Source organism: Legionella bozemanae (assembly GCF_001648595.1).
Taxonomy (GTDB): domain Bacteria; phylum Pseudomonadota; class Gammaproteobacteria; order Legionellales; family Legionellaceae; genus Legionella; species Legionella bozemanae.
In genome coordinates this window covers 1-21,419 of the sequence record NZ_LBAW01000038.1, presented here as the reverse complement: position 1 = coordinate 21,419, position 21,419 = coordinate 1, and the positions used below count along the sequence as shown (strand labels likewise).

The following is a 21,419-nucleotide window of genomic DNA, read 5'->3' as shown; positions in this document are numbered from 1 at the left end:
CGGAGAGTTGAGGCTTTTAACCAGGCTGGTTACACGGTGTTTCTGGGCTTGAGTAAGTTCAGTGCCAATCAATGCATCCTCTTGCGATAAGCGATCAACTGGAGGTTGTTCCTTAACGACTTTAGCAAATGGTTTCTCTTCATGATTTGATGATTGAGAAAAAAGAACAGCAGCAGCTTGTGGTTGAGCGTGAATAGTCGTTGCTTTACCCGGAGCACTATTGCTTGCTGCTGCTGTTTTATTATTTAGTTTCTTATTACTTATTCTATTAATATTTATTAGTGTCGGATTTTCCGGCGTCGGATTTCCAGTCGCCGGGCTTACCGGAGACGGGTTTTCAGGGCTCGGTGTTGTTTGCTCATTTTTTACCGAAGACGGCTTTTCAGGCTCTGGGATTCTATCGTGATTTTGGCACTCTGGAATTTCTAAAACAAAGTACTCAATCCCACCAAAACGACCACTTGCATCATCTCGGCAAGCAGATTTTTGAATATAGCCGGCTTGTTCTAATTCGCCAAGGAATCCTCGAACCGCATCCCTTCCATTTGTAGCCCTTTCTCTTAAATCAGAAACCCGCACCTTCCAATCATCAGGTAATGACATCAGATAGGCATGTAGTCCTTTAGCCCCCCATGATAAGGAGTCATCATTCAGACACGTCTTATCGAGAATTACAAAGTTTTGTTGTTTTTTATGAATTCGAAGTACTGCCATGATCTGCGTCCATTGCTTCTAGTTGGTTTGGAATGGTTTGATTTAATTCGGAGATAGAGCGATATCGTATGAGGTGATCTTCAAGTCGTAATGCCGCTTCTGGAATCTTTTTTCTTCCAGATCTCATACAAGATTCGGATAAAAGCTTATTAGCCTCCTCTGAAAGCTGGAAAGAAATATAAACTTTTGGATATTTTTTATTATTGCTTTTCGATTCCAATTTTTACTCCTGTAAAAATCTTATTATTTTTCAAACGATTTTTATTGATAAACCATCAGTTGCTACTCAAATCAAAACCATTATTTACAATCTTTGAGGTTTATTCTTATAACAAAATTGTTTAAACTTTCGGTTAATTAACTTTTTCCATATATAGCGAATTCACCATATATGGGAAATTTACTATATATGGCGAATTATGTCAATTGGTGATGTATTATCTGAATTATTAAAAAAATATAACCTTAACGCTCTGGAGTTAGAGCGACTTACAGGTGTGCCGTCTAGTACTATCTATAGATTGTTGAAAGATAAAGGTGGAAACCCTACTATAGATGTTCTAAAAAAGTTATCTTCTTTTTTCCAAGTCACGGTAAGTCAATTAATCGGAGAAGATCCCATTGGATGCAAACAAATTCCATTTATTAAACCTATGGATATATTTTGCTTTTTAGATTCTTCCCAAGATAGAAACCTTGAAATTGATAGTGTTCCTATTGATTTCCCTTTGAGTAGCAAATGCTTTGCAACTTTATCTCAAGATAACATGATGGAGCCTTTCATTTTGGTAAATTCCATTGTTATCGTTGATCCAGAACGTAAAATTACTAATAAAGATTTTGTATTACTTATAAAAAGCAAAAATGAAAAGCCGATAATTAGGCAAATTATTTCTGATGGAGATGATTTTTATTTAAAAGTATTAAATTCAAATTTCCCTGTCGAATTAAAGAAAATTAATTTAAAAAATTATTTTTTTATTGGAGTTATAGTTCACTATAGAACTAATCTATTTGATTTTGGCACCCCTAGTTCAAATAGAAATTATGATGATGTAATTTATGATTTTAAAAAATGAAAAAGACAAGTGGAATGTTTTGAAAAATCTGTTTTTCAATAAAATAGCATCTTATTTTATTAATATTGATAGAGGTACATACTTAGTTCTAATAGGTATGCTGTATGCTACAATCTTCTTTTGTTCATTTGTTATGGGATATAAGACAGTTGATATATATGGTAGAATTTTATGTTCTTCCGTATTTGTTTTTCCTTTGCTTTTCCCGATTAATGACTCAATAACCGAACTGCTTGGGGCAAAAATCTCATATTTAATGATTGTCGCGATAATCATTTGTGAGTTTATGTTTAGCTTCATTACCCATGCTTTAGCAGTTTTGCCATCACCTTCTCATTGGCAAAATCAGGATTTATATCCTATTTTAACGACGGGTTTTATTCATATTGCTATTGCTGACTCTATTTCTTTAGCAATTGGTTTTTTTGCAAATACTTATGTACTGGATAAATGGGGAATAAAGTGGTTTGGAACAGGCTTTTTTAGGAGAAGTCTAGGAGCCACGGCTGTAGGAGAGTTACTTTTCACAATATCTACTAATCTAATTACTTTTCATATGCTTAGCACAGCAAGTCTAATAGATACAACAAATATTATTATTTCAGATTACATCCTAAAAATGGCATACTCATTTATAATTTGTATTCCTAATGCCTATCTAGTAAGTTTAGTAAAAAAACATATCCAAAAAGAAGTTACTATTCCAGATAGGAATATTATTCCTATTAACCAGATAAGAGCGAGGTATCGAACTTAATCACGTTACTATTTTTGCTTTTATTGCGCAGTCTATATTCTTGCTCAGCTTCATGACCACCAACAATATTACCTATACAAGCACTATCTTCTGAGTTAAATTTCCTTAGTTTCTCTATGCTTGAATAAATTTCTTTCGCAGGTTTTATATAAATTTTATTATTTAAATCTTTGTAAACAACTAGAGGCTCTTCAAGTTGTTCAGAGAACTGATGCTTTATGATAGAGTAATTTTTTTTAAATTTATTTTCTATAAGTCTTTTTTGGTTTTCAAGCATTACATCAATAATCCAATCATAGTCCTTTTCTGAAAAACAATTTTTAGACCTAGCTTCCCTGAGTAATTCAATAGGATCTTTTTTTACAGGATGTACACTCTTGCTCTCTATTTTAACCCAAAAGAAAATTAATCCTGTTTCTGAATCTTCATCATATGATTCTATTTTAAAAGCTGGAGACTTTATTTCCTTTACAATAGATGAAATTATATTTAACACTGACATCTTATTATTCTAATCCCTTGTACTAATGAACTCCAGCTTAGATTGTATCATAAGTACCTAATCTCTGTTTCTATATCTCACAATATTTTGTAAAATATTGTATGGTTTAAAAAATTGATTTTCTATGATTGGTCACATATTTCGAAATCCTAATAAATATAGTAAAAATAATGCACTACAATACAATTTTGCTATGAAATTGCTAAGTAAAATTTCATTTGATAGTAAATCCAGAGTATTAGATATTGGATGTGGTGACGGAGTTATTACAAATGAAATTGCTCAAATTGTTCGTGAAGGTTGTGTATTTGGCACCGACATCTCCGAACAAATGATTGAGTTTGCTTCTAAAAAATATATAGACCAATATAACCTACGTTTTTTAGTCATGGATGGTAGTAAAAACATTTTTAGAGAACAATTCGATGTTGTTATTTCTTTTAATTGCTTACATTGGATTAAAGATCAACAAAATGCTCTATTGGGGATAGCCAAGTCAGCAGCATATGGTGCTCAAATAGCTCTTCTTTTATCGCATAAAAAATCGTTATATCATCTGGTGCTAGATAAAATTTGCTCAAGCGTTAAATGGAAAGATTATTTTATTGATTTTATAAGTCCTCGTTCTTTTTTCGATCCATATGATTACAAAGAAATGATTGTTAAAACAGGATTAGAAATAGTTGATTTATCAGAAGAAGAAATGACTTACTCTTTTAAATCAAAAGAACAGCTTAAAGACTTTTTTATTGCTGCTGGATCTCAGATAAAACAAATTCCTGAAAATAGAAAATCTGAATTTTTGAATGACTTTGTGACTGAATATCTAAAGGAAGCAAATTGTTTGCATGAGGATTTCATACCTGTTAGTTTTTGGTGCTTACAAGTTATAGCCGCTAAGCCAAACCCTAAATTAATGAAAAGTTCTGATTTAGATAATCGGTCAACGTTATTTGCAAAACTTTAACTTTTTAAAATCACATTCATGATAATGAATTATTTCCAATATCACTATTTCTTGATCTTTGAAAATGTTAGGAAATCAATTTGTTGTATTTCACTAATTATAGATTCGCTAATTTGATATTTTACCCAGCCACCTCGCCCAACTTTTTGATCTGCTCGAATAATGACTCCAGAGCTAGTTAATCTAAAAAGCGTATTTTTTAATGATTTTAGGTTAACTCCTGTTAAATTTGAAATCACTTCTAATGTAAGCTCTTCAGTTGTGTCTGATTTATTAATTCTCATATTCTTATAAAGAGCTATAACAATTTCACGCTGATTACCAATAATTTTTGAAAAGCTAGGTGTTAACTTTTTCTCACCACCTATTTGCTGAGCATTATTATGGAAGCTATTTTCTACATTTATAATTGATTTAGTTTCTACTTCATCAAGTGTGAACCGTTTGTGAACCGTTTGTGAACTATTGTTTCCATTTTTAGATTTTTTTATAGAAGGCTCATTTAATCCATTATTATCTATAGTTAAATCGATTTCGTGGCTAAATGTGTCGGATATTGGATCTTCTTTTCTTGCAGGCTGAGAGTTAAGTTTATCCTCATGTATATTTATTTGATCTTTCTTATCTGTTGTGAACCGATCGTGAACCGATTGTGAACCGATTTCTGCATTTACATCATCAAAAAAATGACTTTTCTTTCCAGAATTACCTGGTTTCTTATCCGGTAGTTTTCTTTCTTGAGTATATAACTCAAAAGCTCCCTTTTTGATTGCCATTAAACAACCTCAAGCTCATTAGTTAATATTAGATCAACAAATTTTTCTCTACTTCCATTTATTCGAGCCCATTCTTCAGTTATAAGATGGTAATACTCTTCAGCTTGAGGCGATCCCAGCGCGTACTCTAATATGGTTTGCTTTGACATTAAGGCCTCTTCCCATTTCACAGACTTTCTTATGGGAGTTGTTATCATATAATCCACATATCGTGTTAGATAAGTTGCGTTTATCTGTTGACTCAACGAGCTTCTCTCCAATGCCGTACTAAACATTATCAACTTTTGATTTGTTAATTTCATTACCTCTTGAAAATCCCATATATTTTGCATGTTGGTAGCGGATGCGTTATATGCAAGTAAGCTACAGCCCAATGGCATAATTACGGCTGATGAAACCAATATAGAGTTTTCTACTAAATGATTCCATGTGGGACTATTATCGAAAATTACTACATCATAATCAGATAAAGAATGTATTAGCTTATCTTGAAAAATATACTCACGACGTTTTTCGTGCGTCATCCATTTATTTAATTTTACTAGATCATGAGTTTCTGGAATGAAGTCAAGGGTTGGAAGAGATGTTGGACGAATAATATCTTTTAAAGGGGCTCCCTCAACAAAATAATGAAACAAACCTATCCCTTGTTCAAAATCATCAAGTCTATTAAGTTCTTGTTGAGGAATTATGATATCAGTTACAGAACATTCTGGATCTAACCCTATTAATAATACTTTCATGCCATTCAATGCTAAAGTTCGAGCGCGATTGTAACTTGTTGTTGTTTTATATACCCCGCCTTTTTGCATATATGTACATAATATTTTTTGCTCTAGTGGAGTTTTTAAAAATCCAAAACGTTTTCCTATTTCTGGAAGTTGTTCTAGTTTCCAAAGTCTAGTTGAAACCTTCCCTCTCGGCTCCCTTTCAGCAATTGGTATTTCACCTCTATCTTCAGCATTGTATAATGTTTGAATAGATTTAAACCTATTATCCATTTTGAATAATTTACGAATATCTGAATTAGTCCAGGTTAATTGTTCCATTATTCATGCCTTGTATGTTTTTATTTATATTTAATTATTATACATACAATTACATACTGCTTATTTCAGGTCAATGATTAAATATAAAAAAATCTAATTTTTTTTGATATTTTATTTTTACATTTTTTGTGAACTAATTGTGAACCATTCATTAAATATCTTTGTGAACTAATTGTGAACCATTAAAACCCGATAACTTAACTTAATTATGAATCGTGTCTAATTTCAAATAATTGAACCATTTGTGAACCATTAGCAGAAAATTAACAAAAACCCTCAGTGAACCGTTTGTGAACCGTTCGTGTACCGTTTATGAACCGTTAAAATATACACATTTATTCATTTGTGAACCATTTGTGAACCATAATTAACAATTACATTAGTCAGTTCAAAATTTAAGTGAACCGTTTGTGAACCAATTAATCTTTTAGCTCAAATATTAGTGAACCGTTTGTGTACCATTGGTGAACCATTTGTGAACCGTTAATGATGCACCAACAAGATTAATGTGAACCATTTGTGAACCGTATTTAAATATAAAAATAATCTACACGATTACAAGAATGTCACACCCAAGTGTACCGTTTGTGAACCATTTCAAGTAATTATTTGTGAACCATTTGTGAACCAATCAAATGAAATTAACTTATTAAATCATATGGTTACCGTATAAAAAGGATATTGACTAGAGAATTAAGAAAAGATAACTTCGGTTAAAAAGAGAGGAGAAAATCATGAAGATTATTTATTTATACGACATTATAGAACTTTGAACATCAGTTATGAAGAGCGCCAACTCTTCATAACTTAAAGATATTTAGCTTAGAACGAAGTCAAATAGCGAAGAGTAACATAACGCCACTCTTACTTAACCAAGAACCATTTTAGCTTCGTTCCCTAAAAAAAACAATAAGATAAGGATATTATCTATGGGGAACCTTTGTTCAATTTTTCACGTGAGATTTAAAAATCTCATTAAAGTAATTCCATCTGTCCGAAAAGCGCAACTGGTAGACTACATACTTCTCGGTTGGCAAACCAGCACATACAAATTAAAAAACTCTGAAAAAAAATGGTTTATGAAACCCTATTCTCAAATCGTTGAAGACACGGGAATTCCTAAAAGTACCCTAGAACGATACATCAAAGAATTACATGATGAAGGGTTTATTGAACGGCGACAGGCACTCTATAGTCGAACCAAAGAGCAAGGTGAATTTGAAGTAAAGAAAGGAGCTTACATTCATATTACCGAAAAACTACTTGTACTGATCAAACCTTCTGAACAAGTGCCCAACATACCGTCGTCAGACACAACAGATATTCACAATAACCAAAATGATTCTTATCAGGATAACAAGGAAAACCAGAATAATTTTAAAACGGAATGTACTAAGTTAGATAAAAGTGAGGGGTTCGATCCCCTCAAAATGAGGGGATTATATATAAGTGATCTTTATGTATCATCTTTTAAAAATAATATTATTTTTAAAAAATTAACCTGCTCTGTGGATAATGAAACCGTTCAACGACTCAATCAACAAATCGAATCGATACAAAAATTACTTTATGGTGACATCAAAGAAGAAATACCCAATGAAATAAAAAAACTTATCCTAGGTACTTTTTTTAATTTAACCTATAAACATCACAAACAATTTTCATCTCCGAAACAGATGGTTGCTGAATATCTATTTGCACTATTGAACAGAGATTTTTACTTACCTCAAGTAGAGTGCTTTAAACATCGAAATAATATTCTCTCTAAAATGATACGTACCAATCAATGGCGAACTCCTAAAGGTTTTTATAAACATTTCTATTTGGGACAGTCTTTTAAAGACAAACATGAATTACTTGAACAACAATGGCAACAGGAAAAAGATGATGAAATCAATCTAATCTATAGTATGAACTATGATGAAAAAGAAGATCGGTTGATTCAAATTGAATCTCAAATGTATGAAAAAAGCTGCTTAATTGATAAATTGACTCAAAGTATTTATCAACAATCTAATGAAGAAGTTATATTCAAGATTCGAGAACAGATTCAGAGCTTAAGACTTGAATTGGAATATCTATGGCATCAACAAACGCTTATTGAGCAAGAAAGTGAGCAGCAACATCTTTTGACTAATACAAAACTTTGTGCATGAGCATACTAAAAAATAGTAAATTGGATAATTTAAGATCAAATACAAGAGTTATTCACATTTTCTGTTGATAACTCTGTGGGATAACAGTGAGGTTGCAAAATGGAATATACGAAACAGATATTAGCAATGCTAAGAGAGGGCGATTTTGCACATCCTGGAGAAATTGAGGCAATCGAGCTTTCCTTGTCACCTATTGCTAAAAACAGTGAAGCACGCGTACTGGATGTCGGATGTGGATTAGGTGGAACTGCTCATTATGTACAAAAAAAAGGATGGGGTACAGTTACAGGCGTTGATATCGATAGTGATCTTATTGATCGCGCAAAGACGAGCTATCCTGATGTTCAATTTATATGCGATGATATATTGAAGAGCACTACGGTTCCTCATAAATCATTTCAATGTATCTATAGTTTCAGTGCCTTTTTTTGTTTTACATCTCAAGAAATTGCGTTAAAAAAATTATCACAGCTTTCAGATTCCCATGGGAGGCTCGTTTTATTTGATTACTCAAGACCCGATGTGACACCAATTCAAAGCCCCTTTCCATGGTCAAAAACAGCCTCTCATTTTAATCCAATTTATTTACCCGAGTTAAAAAAGCAGCTCTCTGCCACTGGATGGAGATTTAATGAAAGTGTTGATCTAACTGAGTACTTTATTCGTTGGTATACGCTTTTATTACACTCGTTTGAACAAAAGCGCGAGCAGGTTGCGCAGCAATTTGGTCAACGCGCTTGGGATATTCTGTATTCAGGATTCAAGCAATTATTGAGGGATCTCAATACAAAAAAAATAGGTGGTATTGTGGTGTATGCTAGCCTGAATCATGCTTAACCTATTTTAAGATACTGATATTTCTAATAGGAAAGAAAGCTACTTTAGAATATAAATGCATTCGAAGCTTATTATTCGATGTCCTCATCCGAAATACTTTTTATATAGAAAAAACAAGGAACCATTTTATAATGACACCTATTTGTTTTTTCATGGAATTTTATGCTTCGACACTTATTGTTACTATGCTGTATCTCTCTAAGTTATGCTCAATCTCCAGGCTCCTTTTCACAATCTAAGAAAATTGCAGCACAATTATTTCAGAAACACCCACAAACCATATATTGCCAATGCAGTTATGAAGATAAAGAAGTCAATTTATCCAGTTGTGGCATGCAAGCCGCAGATTCCATCAAACGTGCACATCGAATTGAGTGGGAGCATATTATGGCTGCTGAACATTTTGGGCAGCAATTTGCATGTTGGCGTGAACTCCTGTGTGAGGACAAACATGGAAAACCCTATAAAGGGCGACGATGTTGTGAAAAAATCGATGAACAATTTCGCCATGTGGAAGCGGAACTTTATAACTTGTGGCCGGAAGTAGGGGTGGTGAATCAAGCCCGTTCGAACTATCGGTTTAGCGTGTTGCCTGAACAACCCGATTATCTGGGGTGTACGATGAAAATTGATAAAAAATTGCGACGCGCCGAACCACCTGATTCTGCCAAAGGAGTTGTGGCACGCGCTTATTTATTTATGGCCGAACATTACGGATTATCCTTAAGTTCCTCGCAAAGACAATTGTTTATGGGCTGGAATAAAACATTTCCTCCAAGTTCCTGGGAAAAACAATGGGCATTGCACGTTGCTGCAATTGAAGGATATGAAAATCCTTACATTATCAATTGGCAAGAAAATACATCGCTTAGGATGACTTCTCGATAAGAAAAATCACTTTGGTGGTTTTTCTTGTTGTGGCATTGATATCTTCCTGTGATGAGAAGATTGGTTGTATAAAAAATAATCAAAAATTTTTTCCTCTATTTACTAGATTATTTTGAAAAAGGTGTTCTTGTTTCAAATATCCACTGAACCAAAGTACGTGATACATTTTTCACGAGTAGTTTATGAGACTTTTCTCATGAATCAGAATTAAGGACTATACTGATAAAACTTCTTAAATGGACGAAATCATGTGTGGTCGATTTGCTTATGTCGCTTCTTATGACAAGTTGAAATACCAATTTCATTTATCCAATTCGATTGAAATTACTCCACGCTTTAATATTGCTCCAGGAGCTGAGGTGGTGTGTCTTGTAGAAACCGATGCTCATGAAATTCAAAGTGTATTATTGCGCTGGGGACTAATTCCTTCTTGGACTACAGAGCGAAAAAAGATAGGAAGTCTCATTAATGCACGTGCCGAAACCCTTTTTGAAAAACCGGCATTTCGGCAGGCGATGAAATCCAAACGGTGTTTAATGCCTATGAGTGGTTTTTATGAATGGCACCAGGAGGGCAGTATCAAACAACCTTATTTTTTTCAAAAAAGAAATCGTGACTTATTGGCTGTAGCCGCTCTTTGGGATACCTGGCAGAATGAAGAAGAAGTAATACATTCCTGTTGTTTGATTACCACCGATGCCAACCCATTAATGCTGCCAGTGCATCATCGGATGCCTGTTATTTTAGATGAAGAGGCTCAAGCCATTTGGCTTGATAACACGCAATGTGATAAAGCACAACTATTGGCATTAATGAAACCTTATCCTTATGATGATTTGGAAGGATATCGGGTTTCTACTTTAGTGAATAAGGCTGATTTTGACCATCCCTGGGCGATGGAGCCCTTAGCTAAATAAAAAGTTTTAAAAAAAAATTCTTAATATTCTCGAAGACTTAATGGTGATTTCAGCTCATGTTGCCTTGATGTGGGATTTACAGCTTATTTTTCCTTGTCTATGATATTTGTACGTAAATCAAAAAAAAGAGTCATCATGTCACCACGAGGCGGAAAAAGGGCAGGGGCAGGGCGTCCTAGAGGTGAGCCGACCAAAGCAGTTCGTCTTCCGGTAGCCACGCTTGCCGAATTAGAACAATTAAAGAATCGCGCAGCGAACCAATTACCAATATTTGCAAGTAAAGTGCAAGCAGGATTCCCATCTCCTGCGGACGATTACATTGAAGGATATCTCGATTTAAATACCAAATTCATTAAACATCCTTCCTCCACGTTTGTTTTGCAAGCCACAGGAGATTCGATGGTGGAGGCTGGTATTTTTTCAGGTGATTGGCTGTTAGTCGACAGAAGCATAGAGCCCTCTGATGGACGTATTGTAATTGCAGCTGTGAATGGCGAACTCACGGTGAAACGCCTTTCAAAAAAGGGCAGTCAGGTGCAATTACTTCCTGCCAATCCCAAATTTAAACCCATTGATATTACCCAAGAGTGTGAGATGGTGATTTGGGGTGTGGTCACTTTAGTCCTTCATGAGCTTGTCTAATATGTTTGCCCTTGTCGATTGCAATAATTTTTACGCCAGTTGCGAACGTTTGTTTCGTCCTGATTTAAAGGATATCCCCATAGTGGTGTTATCCAATAACGATGGTTGTTGCATTGCGCGCTCGAATGAGGCCAAAGCCTTAGGCATTACGATGGGTGAACCTTATTTTAAAATTAAAAATTTATGCAAACAGCATGGAGTGAAGGCTTTTTCTTCAAATTATACGCTTTATGGCAACATGAGTCATCGGGTGATGTGTACTATTGAGGAAAACTGGCCCCACGTGGAAATCTACTCGATTGATGAAGCTTTTCTTGATTTAAGTAGCTTACCTATTGAGTGCCATGATTCCTTTTGTGAACAATTACAGAAGATAATTCTACAACATACAGGAATACCTACTTCTATAGGTATTGGAGCCACCAAAACCCTGGCTAAAGTGGCGAATCATTTATGTAAAAAGGTCTTTAAGATTCCAGTATTTAATATCACGTCAAACCGTGAGCAATTGTTAAAGCAAATTGGAGTAGGGGATGTGTGGGGAGTAGGGCGGCAATGGGAAAATAAATTAATATCGCGGGGTATTCATACGGCCTATGATTTGGCAATGACCAATACTCATCTTTTGAAGAAGAGTTTTAATGTCGTGTTAATGCGTACGGCCATGGAGCTTCAAGGAATCTCCTGTAATGGTTTAGAAGAAGTTGAGGCAAAACAAAGTATCATGTCGTCAAAAAGTTTTGGGCAGATGCAAACCCGATACGCCTCTATTGCCGAATCGGTGAGTAGCCATTGTGCCCGCGCCGTTGAAAAAATGCGCTACCAGCACTTGGTAGCTCAGCGCATGTATGTTTTTGTACATACTAATCGGTTTCGGGAGGATTTGGCACAACACTTTCAGGCCATGGAATTTCGTTTTGTTAATGCAACTGATGATTTGCGCCTCATTACCAAAATTGCCAAACGATGTCTGCAACGTATTTATAAACCAGGATATTACTATAAAAAAGCGGGGGTTTGTCTTGAGGATTTAATTCCTAAAAACCCACGACAGATTGATATGTTTCATCAGCCAAGTGATGCGCAATTACATCATACGGAACAACTAATGAGTGTGTTTGATCAAATCAATCAAAAGTATGGAAGAAGCACGATTCGACTGGCAGCTGAAGGATATTCCAAACCCTGGGCAATGCGCGCTGAGCTTAAATCACCTGCTTACACCACGCGATGGTCTGAGGTTCCTCAAGTTCGCTTGTATTGAAAGGTTCTATCATGAATGAACTAAAGAGGATTCCAACACGAAAAATCATTCATATTGATATGGATTGTTTTTATGCTGCAATCGAAATGCGTGATTTTCCTGAGCTTGCGAATAAACCCATCGCCGTAGGAGGGGCGGCTGACCGAAGAGGGGTTATTGCCACGTGCAATTATGCTGCACGAGCCTTTGGTGTACGCTCAGCCATGTCCACAGCTCAAGCCTTAAAATTGTGTCATCACCTCGTCTTGCGCCCTGTACGCATGGAGGTTTATCGAAACGAAAGTCAGTACATTAGAGCTTTATTTGAAGAGTATACCGATCTTATTGAACCTTTATCCTTGGATGAAGCTTATCTTGATGTAACAGATTCTTCTAATTGCAAAGGAAGCGCTACGTGGATGGCACAAGAATTGCGCGCGCGAATTTATCAGACACGACAATTGACCGCGAGTGCCGGAATTGCCCCGAACAAGAGTTTGGCAAAAATTGCCAGTGATTGGCATAAACCTAATGGACAGAAGGTAATTCGACCCGAGGAAATTGCGGCATTTATGCTCGATTTACCGGTACGCAAATTATTTGGGGTCGGTCCTAAAATGGAGGAAAAACTAAAAACGTTAAATATTAAAACATGTGGTGATTTACACCATTATTCCATGGAGTATTTAACCAATGAATTTGGTGTAATGGGGCAGCGACTTTATGATTTAGCGCGCGGAGTCGATGAGCGTCCTGTTAATCCTGAGCGCATTCGCAAATCCATTAGTGTTGAAGAAACTTATTTGCAGGACTTACCGGATGTGGAAGCCTGCTTTGCTGCTTTACCTGAATTAATGGTACGTCTTGAGGCGCGAATTAAGCGTGCGGGAACATTGTCTTCAATACACACTCTTTTTGTTAAATTAAAATTTAATGATTTTCAGCAAACCACGGTGGAATGTGTCCATGGCAGTCTTGATTTAAATATTTTATGCCAACTGATACACGAAGGTTTTTTGAGAAAACGTATCCCGGTAAGATTGTTAGGTATAGGAATTAAATTGAAACAAGAAAGAATTCATGAGGGTATTCAACTTGAATTAAACTTAGATCAAAATGAATTAGATAGTATTTGTCATATAAAACACCAATCTAGTTTAATCAGTCAATAATGGAGTACTGTGATCATGAAGAATATCATCGAAAGTACAATCCTGTTTCTTCAATGTATTCATTAAAATTTTTCCCAAATGACTTTCACTGATGTTATTAGCGAGTTGTAGTCTTACGAATCAAATCAATGGGGGAAAGGGAATTATTGTTGCCATTTGATTAGGCCAGTCTTTTGAAAAAGATGGCATGCGATAAGGAACAGATTGAAAGGGGATGACATTAGGATAGCGTAATAAGTTATTAGTTCTTAGATAATCATAGCAGCGACAACGGATATCCAGTTGAGCAATGAAGGGAAATTTCTCATAGCTCAAAAGGTTTTGAGTCAAAGTATCAACAATTTTTTCAATTGAAATTTCACCGTCTGCGCTTCTATCCCAGGCATCATAGTCCTTTAGAAAAAAATTACGAAAGGTGATTTGTAACATCAGAGGGGGTAGCAGCTCTTTACCTGTATGAAAACAAATTACAGAGGACAAACTTTGTATTGCTTCTGTATTGAACACATAAACACTCATTATTATTCACCATGGCTATTAGTCATGTGTACTCTTAGCAATAATAGAAGTGAATGTCTCTAATTAGAGCAATAGTATGAAATGTATCATTTTCTAATAAAGCGGCTGGTTCACCGTCCGAATCAGTAATCACCCATTTTTCATCGGTACTCTGTTCTGAAATTTTTACGCTATCACCAATCTTAAAAGGAGTGGCATCAATCATTGTTTGGATAAAAGCTTGGTTCAATTCTTCTTCGCTATTAGGTAAATAATTTTTGATGTGAGTCATGCTAATTCTTATAAATCTAAATGAAGGTGACCTTACAAGAGTTTTTATTTGATGTAAATATTTGGTCAGGATTGAAAGAAGATCTATTTTGTGAAAGATAGCTGATAATAAAATGGTTGAAAAATTTACACATCCAATCCAAATAGCAAACTTTCAACCCAAGCATAAGACCCGCTAATTTATTACTTAATTACGTCAGATCTAAAGGAATAACGATTCCGAGCAGTAATTTCGCTTTGAGGAAGAGTATGGCTTTTGTTTTCTTGTCTATAAATGTCGGCATCAAGCCAAGCTTTTTCATCGGCTAACACATCGTTATCTACTATCGTCCACCAACTTTTTGGAAGTTTTCCTGTGCCATCAGACCAACGATAAAGTCGATTTTTTAACAAATCCTTTTTGTCAAAAGGGGCATTTTCAGCGCAAATAAGAGTTTGCCTCTTACGGACTCTATTTTTTAGCTCATCGAAAGCGCCTTGTTCTTGAAGAAGTAGATTCAGAGTAGCCCAGCAGTCGTTAATCGCTCTATGTCCATCATAAAAATATCCCAATTTCCAATTCAGATAATCAAGCTTTGAGCTTTCATAGTCCCGCTCTTTCCAATCGATATCTTTTATGGTGCAGCCGAAGGGGAGGGTGATAATTTGTTTCTGGATATCCTGAGGCGTTTGCAATTCTAAAAAGTTACGATCAAATCCAGCATTATGACATATTATTAAATGGCTTTCTTTTAGCACTTGCAAAACAAAGTTCCAATTAATTGTCTTGCCAATTACATCTTCGTTACGAATACCTGTAATTTTTGTAATTTCAGGGGGTATTGGTTTGCCTGGGGCATTCAGTTCATTATAAGTATGTTTAATTCCTAGAATTCCGTCTTCATTGGAAAATGAAAATGAAAGCATACCTATTTCAATGATTTCATCTTGGGTTGCATCCATCCCCATTGTTTCCAAATCAATGATACTTGTCATAAATACTTTGGATGAAGGTTGAGCTGCACGTTCTTTAAGTTGCATAGGCACCCGCTTTAAAACTTGAAAGTCGGGGTGTCGTGATAGTTCATCGAAGGATTGTTCAATCATATGGCTATTTAGGATCATTTAAAAATTTTCTGATTGGTTAAATGGTAACGCAGAATTCCGACGGGCGTTAGTGCTTTCAGGAAGATACTATCAGAATACTTATTTTATAAGTCTTCAGTTCGCAAATGATTGCTTTATAAAGTTGGTAAATTAGGCAAAATTAATGACGGTTTTTCTATGATAATAGGATATGTTTCCGATGAAAATCTAATTAATTGATTTTTAAGAATTTCTAATTTCTGATGAATTCTCAAGCCAAACCAATTTGTATTTTGTATATGCTGAAGACATCCTTGAAATAATGCTTTTGCCAATATTTTATCCCGGTTCAAGAGAGCTCCTGTAATGAGTGGTTTAAAAATTTCTTCGGCTAATTCAGATGTCACGGAATCATCTAATAGAAGTTTAATAAAAACGCTCAATAAAATATTAAAGACTACTTTGTCATTCACACCATATTCGAGTGATAGTGTAAGTTTAAGATTAAAAAAAGTTAGATTTTTAGAAGTTGGAGTTATCAGTCCTCCGGGTGTAGTAGGCAGAATTGCTTGTATAATATCATTTACGCTAAATGGTAATAAATGGTAACGATAGTGGGATAGTAACGAAAAATATTTTAGATATTCTTCCCAGGTAATTTTATTGTTCTCAGCAAGAAGTCTTATCACGCTGAGTGATGAAAAAAGTTTTGGTGTTAATGATTTTTCTAGAATGCTGTAAGCTTGCACAAACAATGTATCGTCTGTGAGGATATGAGCGCCATTCTCTTGTGCAAATCTGAAAGCATCTACAAAGTAGTCTGGGAGTACTTGATCAAGATTTTTAGTGTTCTTATCCTTTTTATGAGTTTTTCCAACAACCTTATTAGGAAGTTTATCAAGTAAGTTTGCAGCTTGAAGAAGTTTATTTCTAAAGGCTTCCTCTTTTTCTTCATCTTTAGGACGAAATTCAAAACTACCTTTAACAAACCCACCTTTTCCTAGGCTACTGGAAGATGCTTCTATGCTGGCTGCTATTTTTCTTAAGAATCTAATAACAGATGTTGATACTCCAATATTGGGAAGGTTTTTTATAACTGCTTCAAGCAAATTTGCTTCAATTAACATGAGTGTAGATAAAGCCTCTATAAAGCACGGGTGTCCTTGAATGGCTTCACTAGCGGTATTTTTTTGGTTATCAATATCCGCTTGAGTACCATTATTACATCTTATAAATCCCTTTTCTTCAGTAATTATCTTGTTAATGGCAGGGATAAGACCACCTGCCATTGTACATAAAAAAGAAAAGGGTAAATGAGATTTTATGTACATCTCAAAAAATTTATTGCCGGGGGAATATTGTTCTTCATAAAATTTATTTAAATTTTCCAGATCGAGTTTTCCTTCCTCATTTATCATTTGGATGGCAACGACATTTTCACTTCCTAATTGTGCAAGAGTTGCCATTGCTTCATGTGCTCTTTGATGCAGAAATGCAGGGGCTAAAGCTATATGTAAAATTTTATGTTTAGAATTGCGGCTAGAAAACCTTTCTGCTGGCCACTCAATTTCTTCGGTTAAAGATTTATGGATTAGTGCATTATAATTAGCTGTCCCTGGTTTAATATGTATTGCACCAAGGCAATTTTTTTCTTCTTCCCCAATATAAAACCATCCATTTTGGAAACCATCTAATTTTACAAAACATTCATCTTCTATATTTTGTTCATTTCTAAGAAGAATTACATTAGCATTACTTAATTCAATTAATAGCGCATAGGAGGACTGATAGGTTCTATCATTATAGGTATCTACTTCTTTAAATGCTTTTAAAATTAAGGAAAGTGTTTTTTCATATTTATCGGGTAGATTAGATTTTAGGTATATCTCCGCTTCTTCTAATAAAAGAGGAAAGGAACGTTTTATATGTTGATACTTTGCAAAGTATTGGCAGGCTTTATCTGGCTCACCTTTCATTAAAAGAGCATTTCCTAATATGGCGAGAATAATACATGAATTTTCTTCATCTAATTTATCATGATGATACAAAGCATATTCTGCATGTACTACAGCATTAGTATCATCACCTTGATGGAAATAGGCTGCTGCAAGTTTTCCATGAAGCGATGTTTTGTATTCCAGTGAGATTTCAAGCTGCAGTAATTTTAAAGCAGGAGGAATAAATAGATACCATTTTTCATTTCTGTAGGCAATTTTTTCAATCGTACTTAATGCGAGTGGAGAAGCTCCATTTATTTCAAGGCTTGAAATTAAATCTAATGCTTCAAAATTTTGCTTGTGATATTCCAGTACTTTGAGTTTTGCATAAATAAAATCCTGCTGATATTCGTCTTCAAATTTTAATAAAGAAATTAATTGAATTGATATTGCATGCTTAATAATTGATTGAAGTAGAGTTAAGGAAAATAAGTGATTTTTTTTATTTATATATTTTGCTGCTTGTAGTGCATCTTGATTATTTATAGCCTGTAAAATATTCAATAATTCGTAATCATATTTTTTTACAAATGCTTCTAAGTCACTCTTTAATTCTTCGTAGGGCAGGGCTTGTAGAAAGATAGAGTCCAGGAGTTGTTGAGAGGGCAATACTTTGGACTCAAAAACCTTGCGTATAAATAACCTCAACGTATCAGGAATTATTTGTATATTCCATAGAAGTTCTGTTAGCGCAAAATCAATAAAATTATCAAAATAACATTGGTTAATTAATAAGCACAAATCTTTAATGATATTATTTAAATTTTCTATATTATATTCGTGGTCATTACAGGTAATATTTATATATCCAAGGTTTAATTTTATTTCCTGTAAGTACCAGAAGATTTTATCACGCAAACTTAAAGGGTTTTTAGCTTGGATGGTTTTCCTTTCATTTTCAGAAAACTTTAATGCCTCGATAAATGATTTTTTTGATTGTGCTTTGGCGCGGAATTGATCTTCTGTTTTGTATAGTACTTTAAAAAGATGAGGACGTGGTGAACGTGGTAAGACTTTTTGCCATTCAATAATCAAGTTATCTCGCTGTTCCAATTCCCCATTAAGATTGTAAAGCAATGAATGTAGGCATATTAATCGAGCATTAAGCCAATTATCCTCAGCAAATGGTTTGTCATGCTCGTCTACCGTTATCAATTGATTTTTATCTTTTAATTTTCTTGTGAGATCGATAATACGAAGATGAGGATGATTATTATCAATCGCACGGGCTAGTTTCTCTATTCTAACTAATTCATCATCGGGTTCCGGTGCGTTCTCGCAAATTTCTATATATTCAAGCATTGCTTCAATATTGAGTGGACTTTCCTGAATCAATTGCAACAGATTCTTTTTCGCTTCAAGAATCTGCTCACAATTTATTGATAATAATATATCAAGAAAATATGCTTTATTAATTAAAGTAGTGTTGTCTGAATTTAAAAGAAGGATGTCTATTTGAGATAAGAATACTCGTGCTTCATCTATTAGTTTACTATTTAAAAGCTGTTCGCAAGTGTCCAGAAGTTTTTTTATTATATCCTCGCCAATGTTCGCTTCTTTAGCAATTTTTGCGGTTAGGTCTTCGAATTGCTGCTTAAATTCTGAAGATAAATAAGGAGAGCTTTTTTTAATTTTCGCAGCCCAATCCTCATGATCTTGTTTCCATTTTCTTAAAATGTCTGCTGTATATGTATTCTCATGTTCTGGATCATCAATAATTGTATGATGTTTCTCACAGAGATATATAAGATTAGTTAGTTTGCTTCTATCTTCAAGAGACGTGATGTAGTCTTCTCTAGGTCCTCCTCCAATCCTCCGAGGTATTATGTGTGCGCATTCTGCAAGAAGAGTCTTGGAGTGGGTTAGACGTTGGTTACAATTCGGTGCTGAGCAAATTCCTATTGAACTTACAAATAATTGGCGCTTGATTTTTTCATTTACAGGACCAGAATCCATGCCTTTTTCTAATTTTACTTCTTCAGATTTACCCAATTCTCTCAATACTCCTTTTTAATTCGTAACTCATATAATCATCAGCAGTTAACTTTTAATGTATTTGTAGAGGGTAGGCTTTGAAACACCTACTAACTCACAAATTTTCTTAATGCTATACTGCCTTCCTTCATAAAGCTGAATCGCTAGTTTAGCCTTATCAGTTGATAGCTTTTTAGGTCTGCCACCATTTCGCCCTCGTGCTCTTGCGGCCTGCAATCCCGCATAAGTTCTTTCGCGGATAAGATTGCGTTCAAATTCTGCCAGTGCTGCAAATATATGAAAAATTAATTTTCCTGAGCTTGATGATGTATCAATTGATTCATGAAGACTTCGTAAACCAATTTTTCTGGAATCGAGTAGGGCGATCATTTCAATTAAATGTTTAAGAGATCTACTTAGTCGATCTAAACGCCAAACAACAAAAACATCTCCTTCACGTGCAAATTCCAATGCTGCTTCCAGTCCAGGTCGTAGCATTTTGCTCCCTGTAACCTGGTCATGAAAAATTTTATTGCATCCGACATTATTTAATGCGTCGAGCTGTAAATCCAAATTTTGATCATCGGTTGAAACTCGTGCATATCCAATTAGCATATAGTTCTTATGGTTAAATAACTCAATTATATAAATAATAAATTAACTTAGAATATTTTACAATATTTATTTACCTTTCTTCCTATAAAATAAAGTGTTTTTTTATCCTCATAAAAAAAGTAAAGAAAACCCCCGTTTTATTTACCCGTTATGCACTATATAAGTTATATTAAAAATCCATAGGTGAAGACAATGTATGTACATTATGTTATAATAACTTTAAATGGGAGAAAAATATGGCTACGTTACATAATGATGTAAAACAAGAAAAAATAAATATGCGAATTAATAGTGAAGAACGAGGACTTATTGATCGTGCGGCAAAAATCAGAGGTAAAAACAGGTCTGATTTTATCTTAAGTGCAGCGCGTCGAGAAGCTGAAGAAACGATTTTGGAGCAAACGATTTTAAAAGCTAGTCCTGAAGCATATGCTGATTTTTTACAACGACTGGATAAAACGCCAATGCCTAATGAACGTTTGATTAAAACTATGCAGACAAAGGCTCCTTGGGATAAAAAATGATATTACAGCCAGAGCCTATAAATGAACACCATAATATACAGGGATTTAACTCGGGTGAAGAAAGTCTTGATATCTGGCTGAAAACTAAGGCAATTAAAAACCAAAAAGCAAATGCTTCTCGTACTTATGTTGCTTGCAATAATAAACGTGTTGTAGCCTATTATGTTTTAGCCTCGAGCTCGGTAGATGGAAGTTCCGCCACTGGTCGTTTTAGACGTAATATGCCAAATCCTGTTCCAGTAGTTATACTTGGTAGGCTTGCTATAGATTTAGCATATCAGAATAAAGGCATAGGGAGAGCACTAGTACGTGATGCAGGCCTTAGAGTTATTCAAGCAGCCGAAACTATAGGTATTAGAGGGATGCTAGTTCAAGCCATTTCTACCAAAGCAAAAGAGTTTTATGAAAAACTAGGTTTTGAACCTTCTTTAATAGATCCGATGACGCTAATGGTAACCTTAGATGATTTAAAAGCAGCAATATCGGTTTGATTATCTATCTTGTGAGAGTCTTTAAATACACATCAATAACGCATAGCCATAATTAATAAAAGTTATCTTATCTGTGTTAACAAGAGTTTAGCTACTTTTTCCATGTGATATCAGTTATTATGAATAAAATATTATGCTGTGTACGTACAGAGAAGATACAAATCGATAAAACATGCAATAGTTAAAATGGGATGAGAAAGTAGGATGCGTTTTTTCATTAAATTATCAATGACACTGTTGCTAGGCTTTATGTTTGCGGAAGTGC

22 protein-coding genes are annotated in these 21,419 nt (G+C 34.7%); 12 read left to right on the top strand and 10 right to left on the bottom strand.

Annotation, left to right across the window (positions count from 1 at the left end):
• Both A8O27_RS17305 and A8O27_RS17300 read right to left on the bottom strand, forming a co-directional pair.
• A partial coding sequence (locus tag A8O27_RS17305; protein ID WP_064115141.1) for a hypothetical protein occupies window positions 1-714 on the bottom strand: 714 nt, incomplete at its 3' end.
• Window positions 692-934, bottom strand: coding sequence for a TraY domain-containing protein (locus A8O27_RS17300; protein ID WP_012187510.1), 243 nt, complete (start codon window positions 932-934; stop codon window positions 692-694). The genes A8O27_RS17300 and A8O27_RS17305, both read right to left, overlap by 23 nt.
• A 199-nt stretch (window positions 935-1,133) precedes the next feature.
• Here A8O27_RS17300 and A8O27_RS17295 point away from each other — a divergent pair, with 199 nt between their 5' ends.
• Window positions 1,134-1,793: an XRE family transcriptional regulator gene (locus A8O27_RS17295; RefSeq protein ID WP_012187509.1), complete on the top strand. Its 660-nt coding sequence runs from the start codon at window positions 1,134-1,136 to the stop codon at window positions 1,791-1,793.
• Entirely contained in the window at window positions 1,777-2,550 is a 774-nt protein-coding gene (locus tag A8O27_RS17290) for a VUT family protein (RefSeq protein WP_058460590.1), read from the top strand. Before A8O27_RS17295 ends, A8O27_RS17290 begins: the two co-directional genes overlap by 17 nt.
• Here the strand turns inward: A8O27_RS17290 and A8O27_RS17285 are convergent.
• Window positions 2,519-3,052: a hypothetical protein gene (locus tag A8O27_RS17285; protein WP_058460589.1), complete on the bottom strand. Its 534-nt coding sequence runs from the start codon at window positions 3,050-3,052 to the stop codon at window positions 2,519-2,521. The genes A8O27_RS17290 and A8O27_RS17285 overlap by 32 nt on opposite strands.
• A 124-nt stretch (window positions 3,053-3,176) precedes the next feature.
• Here A8O27_RS17285 and A8O27_RS17280 point away from each other — a divergent pair, with 124 nt between their 5' ends.
• Window positions 3,177-4,019, top strand: a complete 843-nt coding sequence (locus A8O27_RS17280) for a class I SAM-dependent methyltransferase (protein WP_012187506.1) — start codon at window positions 3,177-3,179, stop codon at window positions 4,017-4,019.
• A gap of 44 nt (window positions 4,020-4,063) precedes the next feature.
• Here the strand turns inward: A8O27_RS17280 and A8O27_RS17275 are convergent, their stop codons facing one another.
• Both A8O27_RS17275 and A8O27_RS17270 read right to left on the bottom strand, forming a co-directional pair.
• Window positions 4,064-4,795 (bottom strand): hypothetical protein, encoded by a 732-nt coding sequence (locus A8O27_RS17275; protein ID WP_012187505.1) that lies wholly within the window; start codon window positions 4,793-4,795, stop codon window positions 4,064-4,066.
• Window positions 4,795-5,844: a ParA family protein gene (locus tag A8O27_RS17270; RefSeq protein WP_012187504.1), complete on the bottom strand. Its 1,050-nt coding sequence runs from the start codon at window positions 5,842-5,844 to the stop codon at window positions 4,795-4,797. Before A8O27_RS17270 ends, A8O27_RS17275 begins: the two co-directional genes overlap by 1 nt.
• A 1,079-nt stretch (window positions 5,845-6,923) precedes the next feature.
• Between A8O27_RS17270 and A8O27_RS17265 the strand changes: the two genes are divergently transcribed.
• The 7 genes from A8O27_RS17265 (at window position 6,924) to dinB (ending at window position 13,699) form a co-directional block, all read left to right on the top strand.
• On the top strand, window positions 6,924-8,000 hold the full coding sequence (locus A8O27_RS17265; protein WP_244944215.1) for a helix-turn-helix transcriptional regulator: 1,077 nt from the start codon (window positions 6,924-6,926) through the stop codon (window positions 7,998-8,000).
• A gap of 99 nt (window positions 8,001-8,099) precedes the next feature.
• Window positions 8,100-8,837, top strand: a complete 738-nt coding sequence (locus A8O27_RS17260) for a methyltransferase domain-containing protein (protein ID WP_012187559.1) — start codon at window positions 8,100-8,102, stop codon at window positions 8,835-8,837.
• Between the two features lie 162 nt (window positions 8,838-8,999).
• Complete coding sequence (locus A8O27_RS17255; protein WP_012187558.1) at window positions 9,000-9,725, top strand: endonuclease; 726 nt, start codon at window positions 9,000-9,002, stop codon at window positions 9,723-9,725.
• Between the two features lie 248 nt (window positions 9,726-9,973).
• A complete protein-coding gene (locus A8O27_RS17250) occupies window positions 9,974-10,642 on the top strand; it encodes an SOS response-associated peptidase (RefSeq protein ID WP_012187557.1) in 669 nt (222 codons plus the stop codon).
• Window positions 10,643-10,777: 135 nt separating this feature from the next.
• Window positions 10,778-11,284, top strand: coding sequence for a LexA family protein (locus A8O27_RS17245; protein WP_012187556.1), 507 nt, complete (start codon window positions 10,778-10,780; stop codon window positions 11,282-11,284).
• On the top strand, window positions 11,271-12,548 hold the full coding sequence (locus A8O27_RS17240; protein ID WP_012187555.1) for a Y-family DNA polymerase: 1,278 nt from the start codon (window positions 11,271-11,273) through the stop codon (window positions 12,546-12,548). Before A8O27_RS17245 ends, A8O27_RS17240 begins: the two co-directional genes overlap by 14 nt.
• Before the next feature lie 11 nt (window positions 12,549-12,559).
• Window positions 12,560-13,699: a DNA polymerase IV gene (gene dinB, locus A8O27_RS17235; RefSeq protein WP_012187554.1), complete on the top strand. Its 1,140-nt coding sequence runs from the start codon at window positions 12,560-12,562 to the stop codon at window positions 13,697-13,699.
• A gap of 120 nt (window positions 13,700-13,819) precedes the next feature.
• Here dinB and A8O27_RS17230 read toward each other — a convergent pair whose 3' ends face one another.
• From A8O27_RS17230 to A8O27_RS17210, 5 genes are all read right to left on the bottom strand, one after another.
• Window positions 13,820-14,218 (bottom strand): hypothetical protein, encoded by a 399-nt coding sequence (locus tag A8O27_RS17230; RefSeq protein ID WP_012187553.1) that lies wholly within the window; start codon window positions 14,216-14,218, stop codon window positions 13,820-13,822.
• 34 nt (window positions 14,219-14,252) lie between these two features.
• Window positions 14,253-14,489, bottom strand: coding sequence for a hypothetical protein (locus tag A8O27_RS17225; protein WP_064115140.1), 237 nt, complete (start codon window positions 14,487-14,489; stop codon window positions 14,253-14,255).
• Between the two features lie 182 nt (window positions 14,490-14,671).
• Window positions 14,672-15,592: a 3'-5' exonuclease gene (locus A8O27_RS17220; RefSeq protein WP_012187552.1), complete on the bottom strand. Its 921-nt coding sequence runs from the start codon at window positions 15,590-15,592 to the stop codon at window positions 14,672-14,674.
• Between the two features lie 116 nt (window positions 15,593-15,708).
• Window positions 15,709-19,542 carry a tetratricopeptide repeat protein gene (locus tag A8O27_RS17215; RefSeq protein ID WP_058461037.1) on the bottom strand — a complete coding sequence of 1,278 codons (3,834 nt, stop codon included), beginning with the start codon at window positions 19,540-19,542 and terminating at the stop codon, window positions 15,709-15,711.
• 48 nt (window positions 19,543-19,590) lie between these two features.
• Window positions 19,591-20,139 (bottom strand): recombinase family protein, encoded by a 549-nt coding sequence (locus tag A8O27_RS17210; RefSeq protein WP_012187550.1) that lies wholly within the window; start codon window positions 20,137-20,139, stop codon window positions 19,591-19,593.
• Between the two features lie 236 nt (window positions 20,140-20,375).
• On the opposite strand from A8O27_RS17210, the gene A8O27_RS17205 reads away from it, so the two are divergent.
• Together A8O27_RS17205 and A8O27_RS17200 are read left to right on the top strand one after the other, a co-directional pair.
• On the top strand, window positions 20,376-20,663 hold the full coding sequence (locus A8O27_RS17205; RefSeq protein ID WP_012187549.1) for a type II toxin-antitoxin system TacA family antitoxin: 288 nt from the start codon (window positions 20,376-20,378) through the stop codon (window positions 20,661-20,663).
• On the top strand, window positions 20,660-21,154 hold the full coding sequence (locus A8O27_RS17200) for a GNAT family N-acetyltransferase (RefSeq protein ID WP_012187548.1): 495 nt from the start codon (window positions 20,660-20,662) through the stop codon (window positions 21,152-21,154). Before A8O27_RS17205 ends, A8O27_RS17200 begins: the two co-directional genes overlap by 4 nt.
• Window positions 21,155-21,419 lie beyond the last annotated feature (265 nt).

Coding starts and splice junctions, on each gene's coding strand:
- A8O27_RS17295 (WP_012187509.1), top strand. CDS start 1,134: ATGTCAATTGGTGATGTATTATCTGAATTATTAAAAAAATATAACCTT.
- A8O27_RS17290 (WP_058460590.1), top strand. CDS start 1,777: ATGATTTTAAAAAATGAAAAAGACAAGTGGAATGTTTTGAAAAATCTG.
- A8O27_RS17285 (WP_058460589.1), bottom strand. CDS start 3,052: ATGTCAGTGTTAAATATAATTTCATCTATTGTAAAGGAAATAAAGTCT.
- A8O27_RS17280 (WP_012187506.1), top strand. CDS start 3,177: ATGATTGGTCACATATTTCGAAATCCTAATAAATATAGTAAAAATAAT.
- A8O27_RS17275 (WP_012187505.1), bottom strand. CDS start 4,795: ATGGCAATCAAAAAGGGAGCTTTTGAGTTATATACTCAAGAAAGAAAA.
- A8O27_RS17270 (WP_012187504.1), bottom strand. CDS start 5,844: ATGGAACAATTAACCTGGACTAATTCAGATATTCGTAAATTATTCAAA.
- A8O27_RS17265 (WP_244944215.1), top strand. CDS start 6,924: ATGAAACCCTATTCTCAAATCGTTGAAGACACGGGAATTCCTAAAAGT.
- A8O27_RS17260 (WP_012187559.1), top strand. CDS start 8,100: ATGGAATATACGAAACAGATATTAGCAATGCTAAGAGAGGGCGATTTT.
- A8O27_RS17255 (WP_012187558.1), top strand. CDS start 9,000: ATGCTTCGACACTTATTGTTACTATGCTGTATCTCTCTAAGTTATGCT.
- A8O27_RS17250 (WP_012187557.1), top strand. CDS start 9,974: ATGTGTGGTCGATTTGCTTATGTCGCTTCTTATGACAAGTTGAAATAC.
- A8O27_RS17245 (WP_012187556.1), top strand. CDS start 10,778: ATGTCACCACGAGGCGGAAAAAGGGCAGGGGCAGGGCGTCCTAGAGGT.
- A8O27_RS17240 (WP_012187555.1), top strand. CDS start 11,271: ATGAGCTTGTCTAATATGTTTGCCCTTGTCGATTGCAATAATTTTTAC.
- dinB (WP_012187554.1), top strand. CDS start 12,560: ATGAATGAACTAAAGAGGATTCCAACACGAAAAATCATTCATATTGAT.
- A8O27_RS17230 (WP_012187553.1), bottom strand. CDS start 14,218: ATGAGTGTTTATGTGTTCAATACAGAAGCAATACAAAGTTTGTCCTCT.
- A8O27_RS17225 (WP_064115140.1), bottom strand. CDS start 14,489: ATGACTCACATCAAAAATTATTTACCTAATAGCGAAGAAGAATTGAAC.
- A8O27_RS17220 (WP_012187552.1), bottom strand. CDS start 15,592: ATGATCCTAAATAGCCATATGATTGAACAATCCTTCGATGAACTATCA.
- A8O27_RS17210 (WP_012187550.1), bottom strand. CDS start 20,139: ATGCTAATTGGATATGCACGAGTTTCAACCGATGATCAAAATTTGGAT.
- A8O27_RS17205 (WP_012187549.1), top strand. CDS start 20,376: ATGGCTACGTTACATAATGATGTAAAACAAGAAAAAATAAATATGCGA.
- A8O27_RS17200 (WP_012187548.1), top strand. CDS start 20,660: ATGATATTACAGCCAGAGCCTATAAATGAACACCATAATATACAGGGA.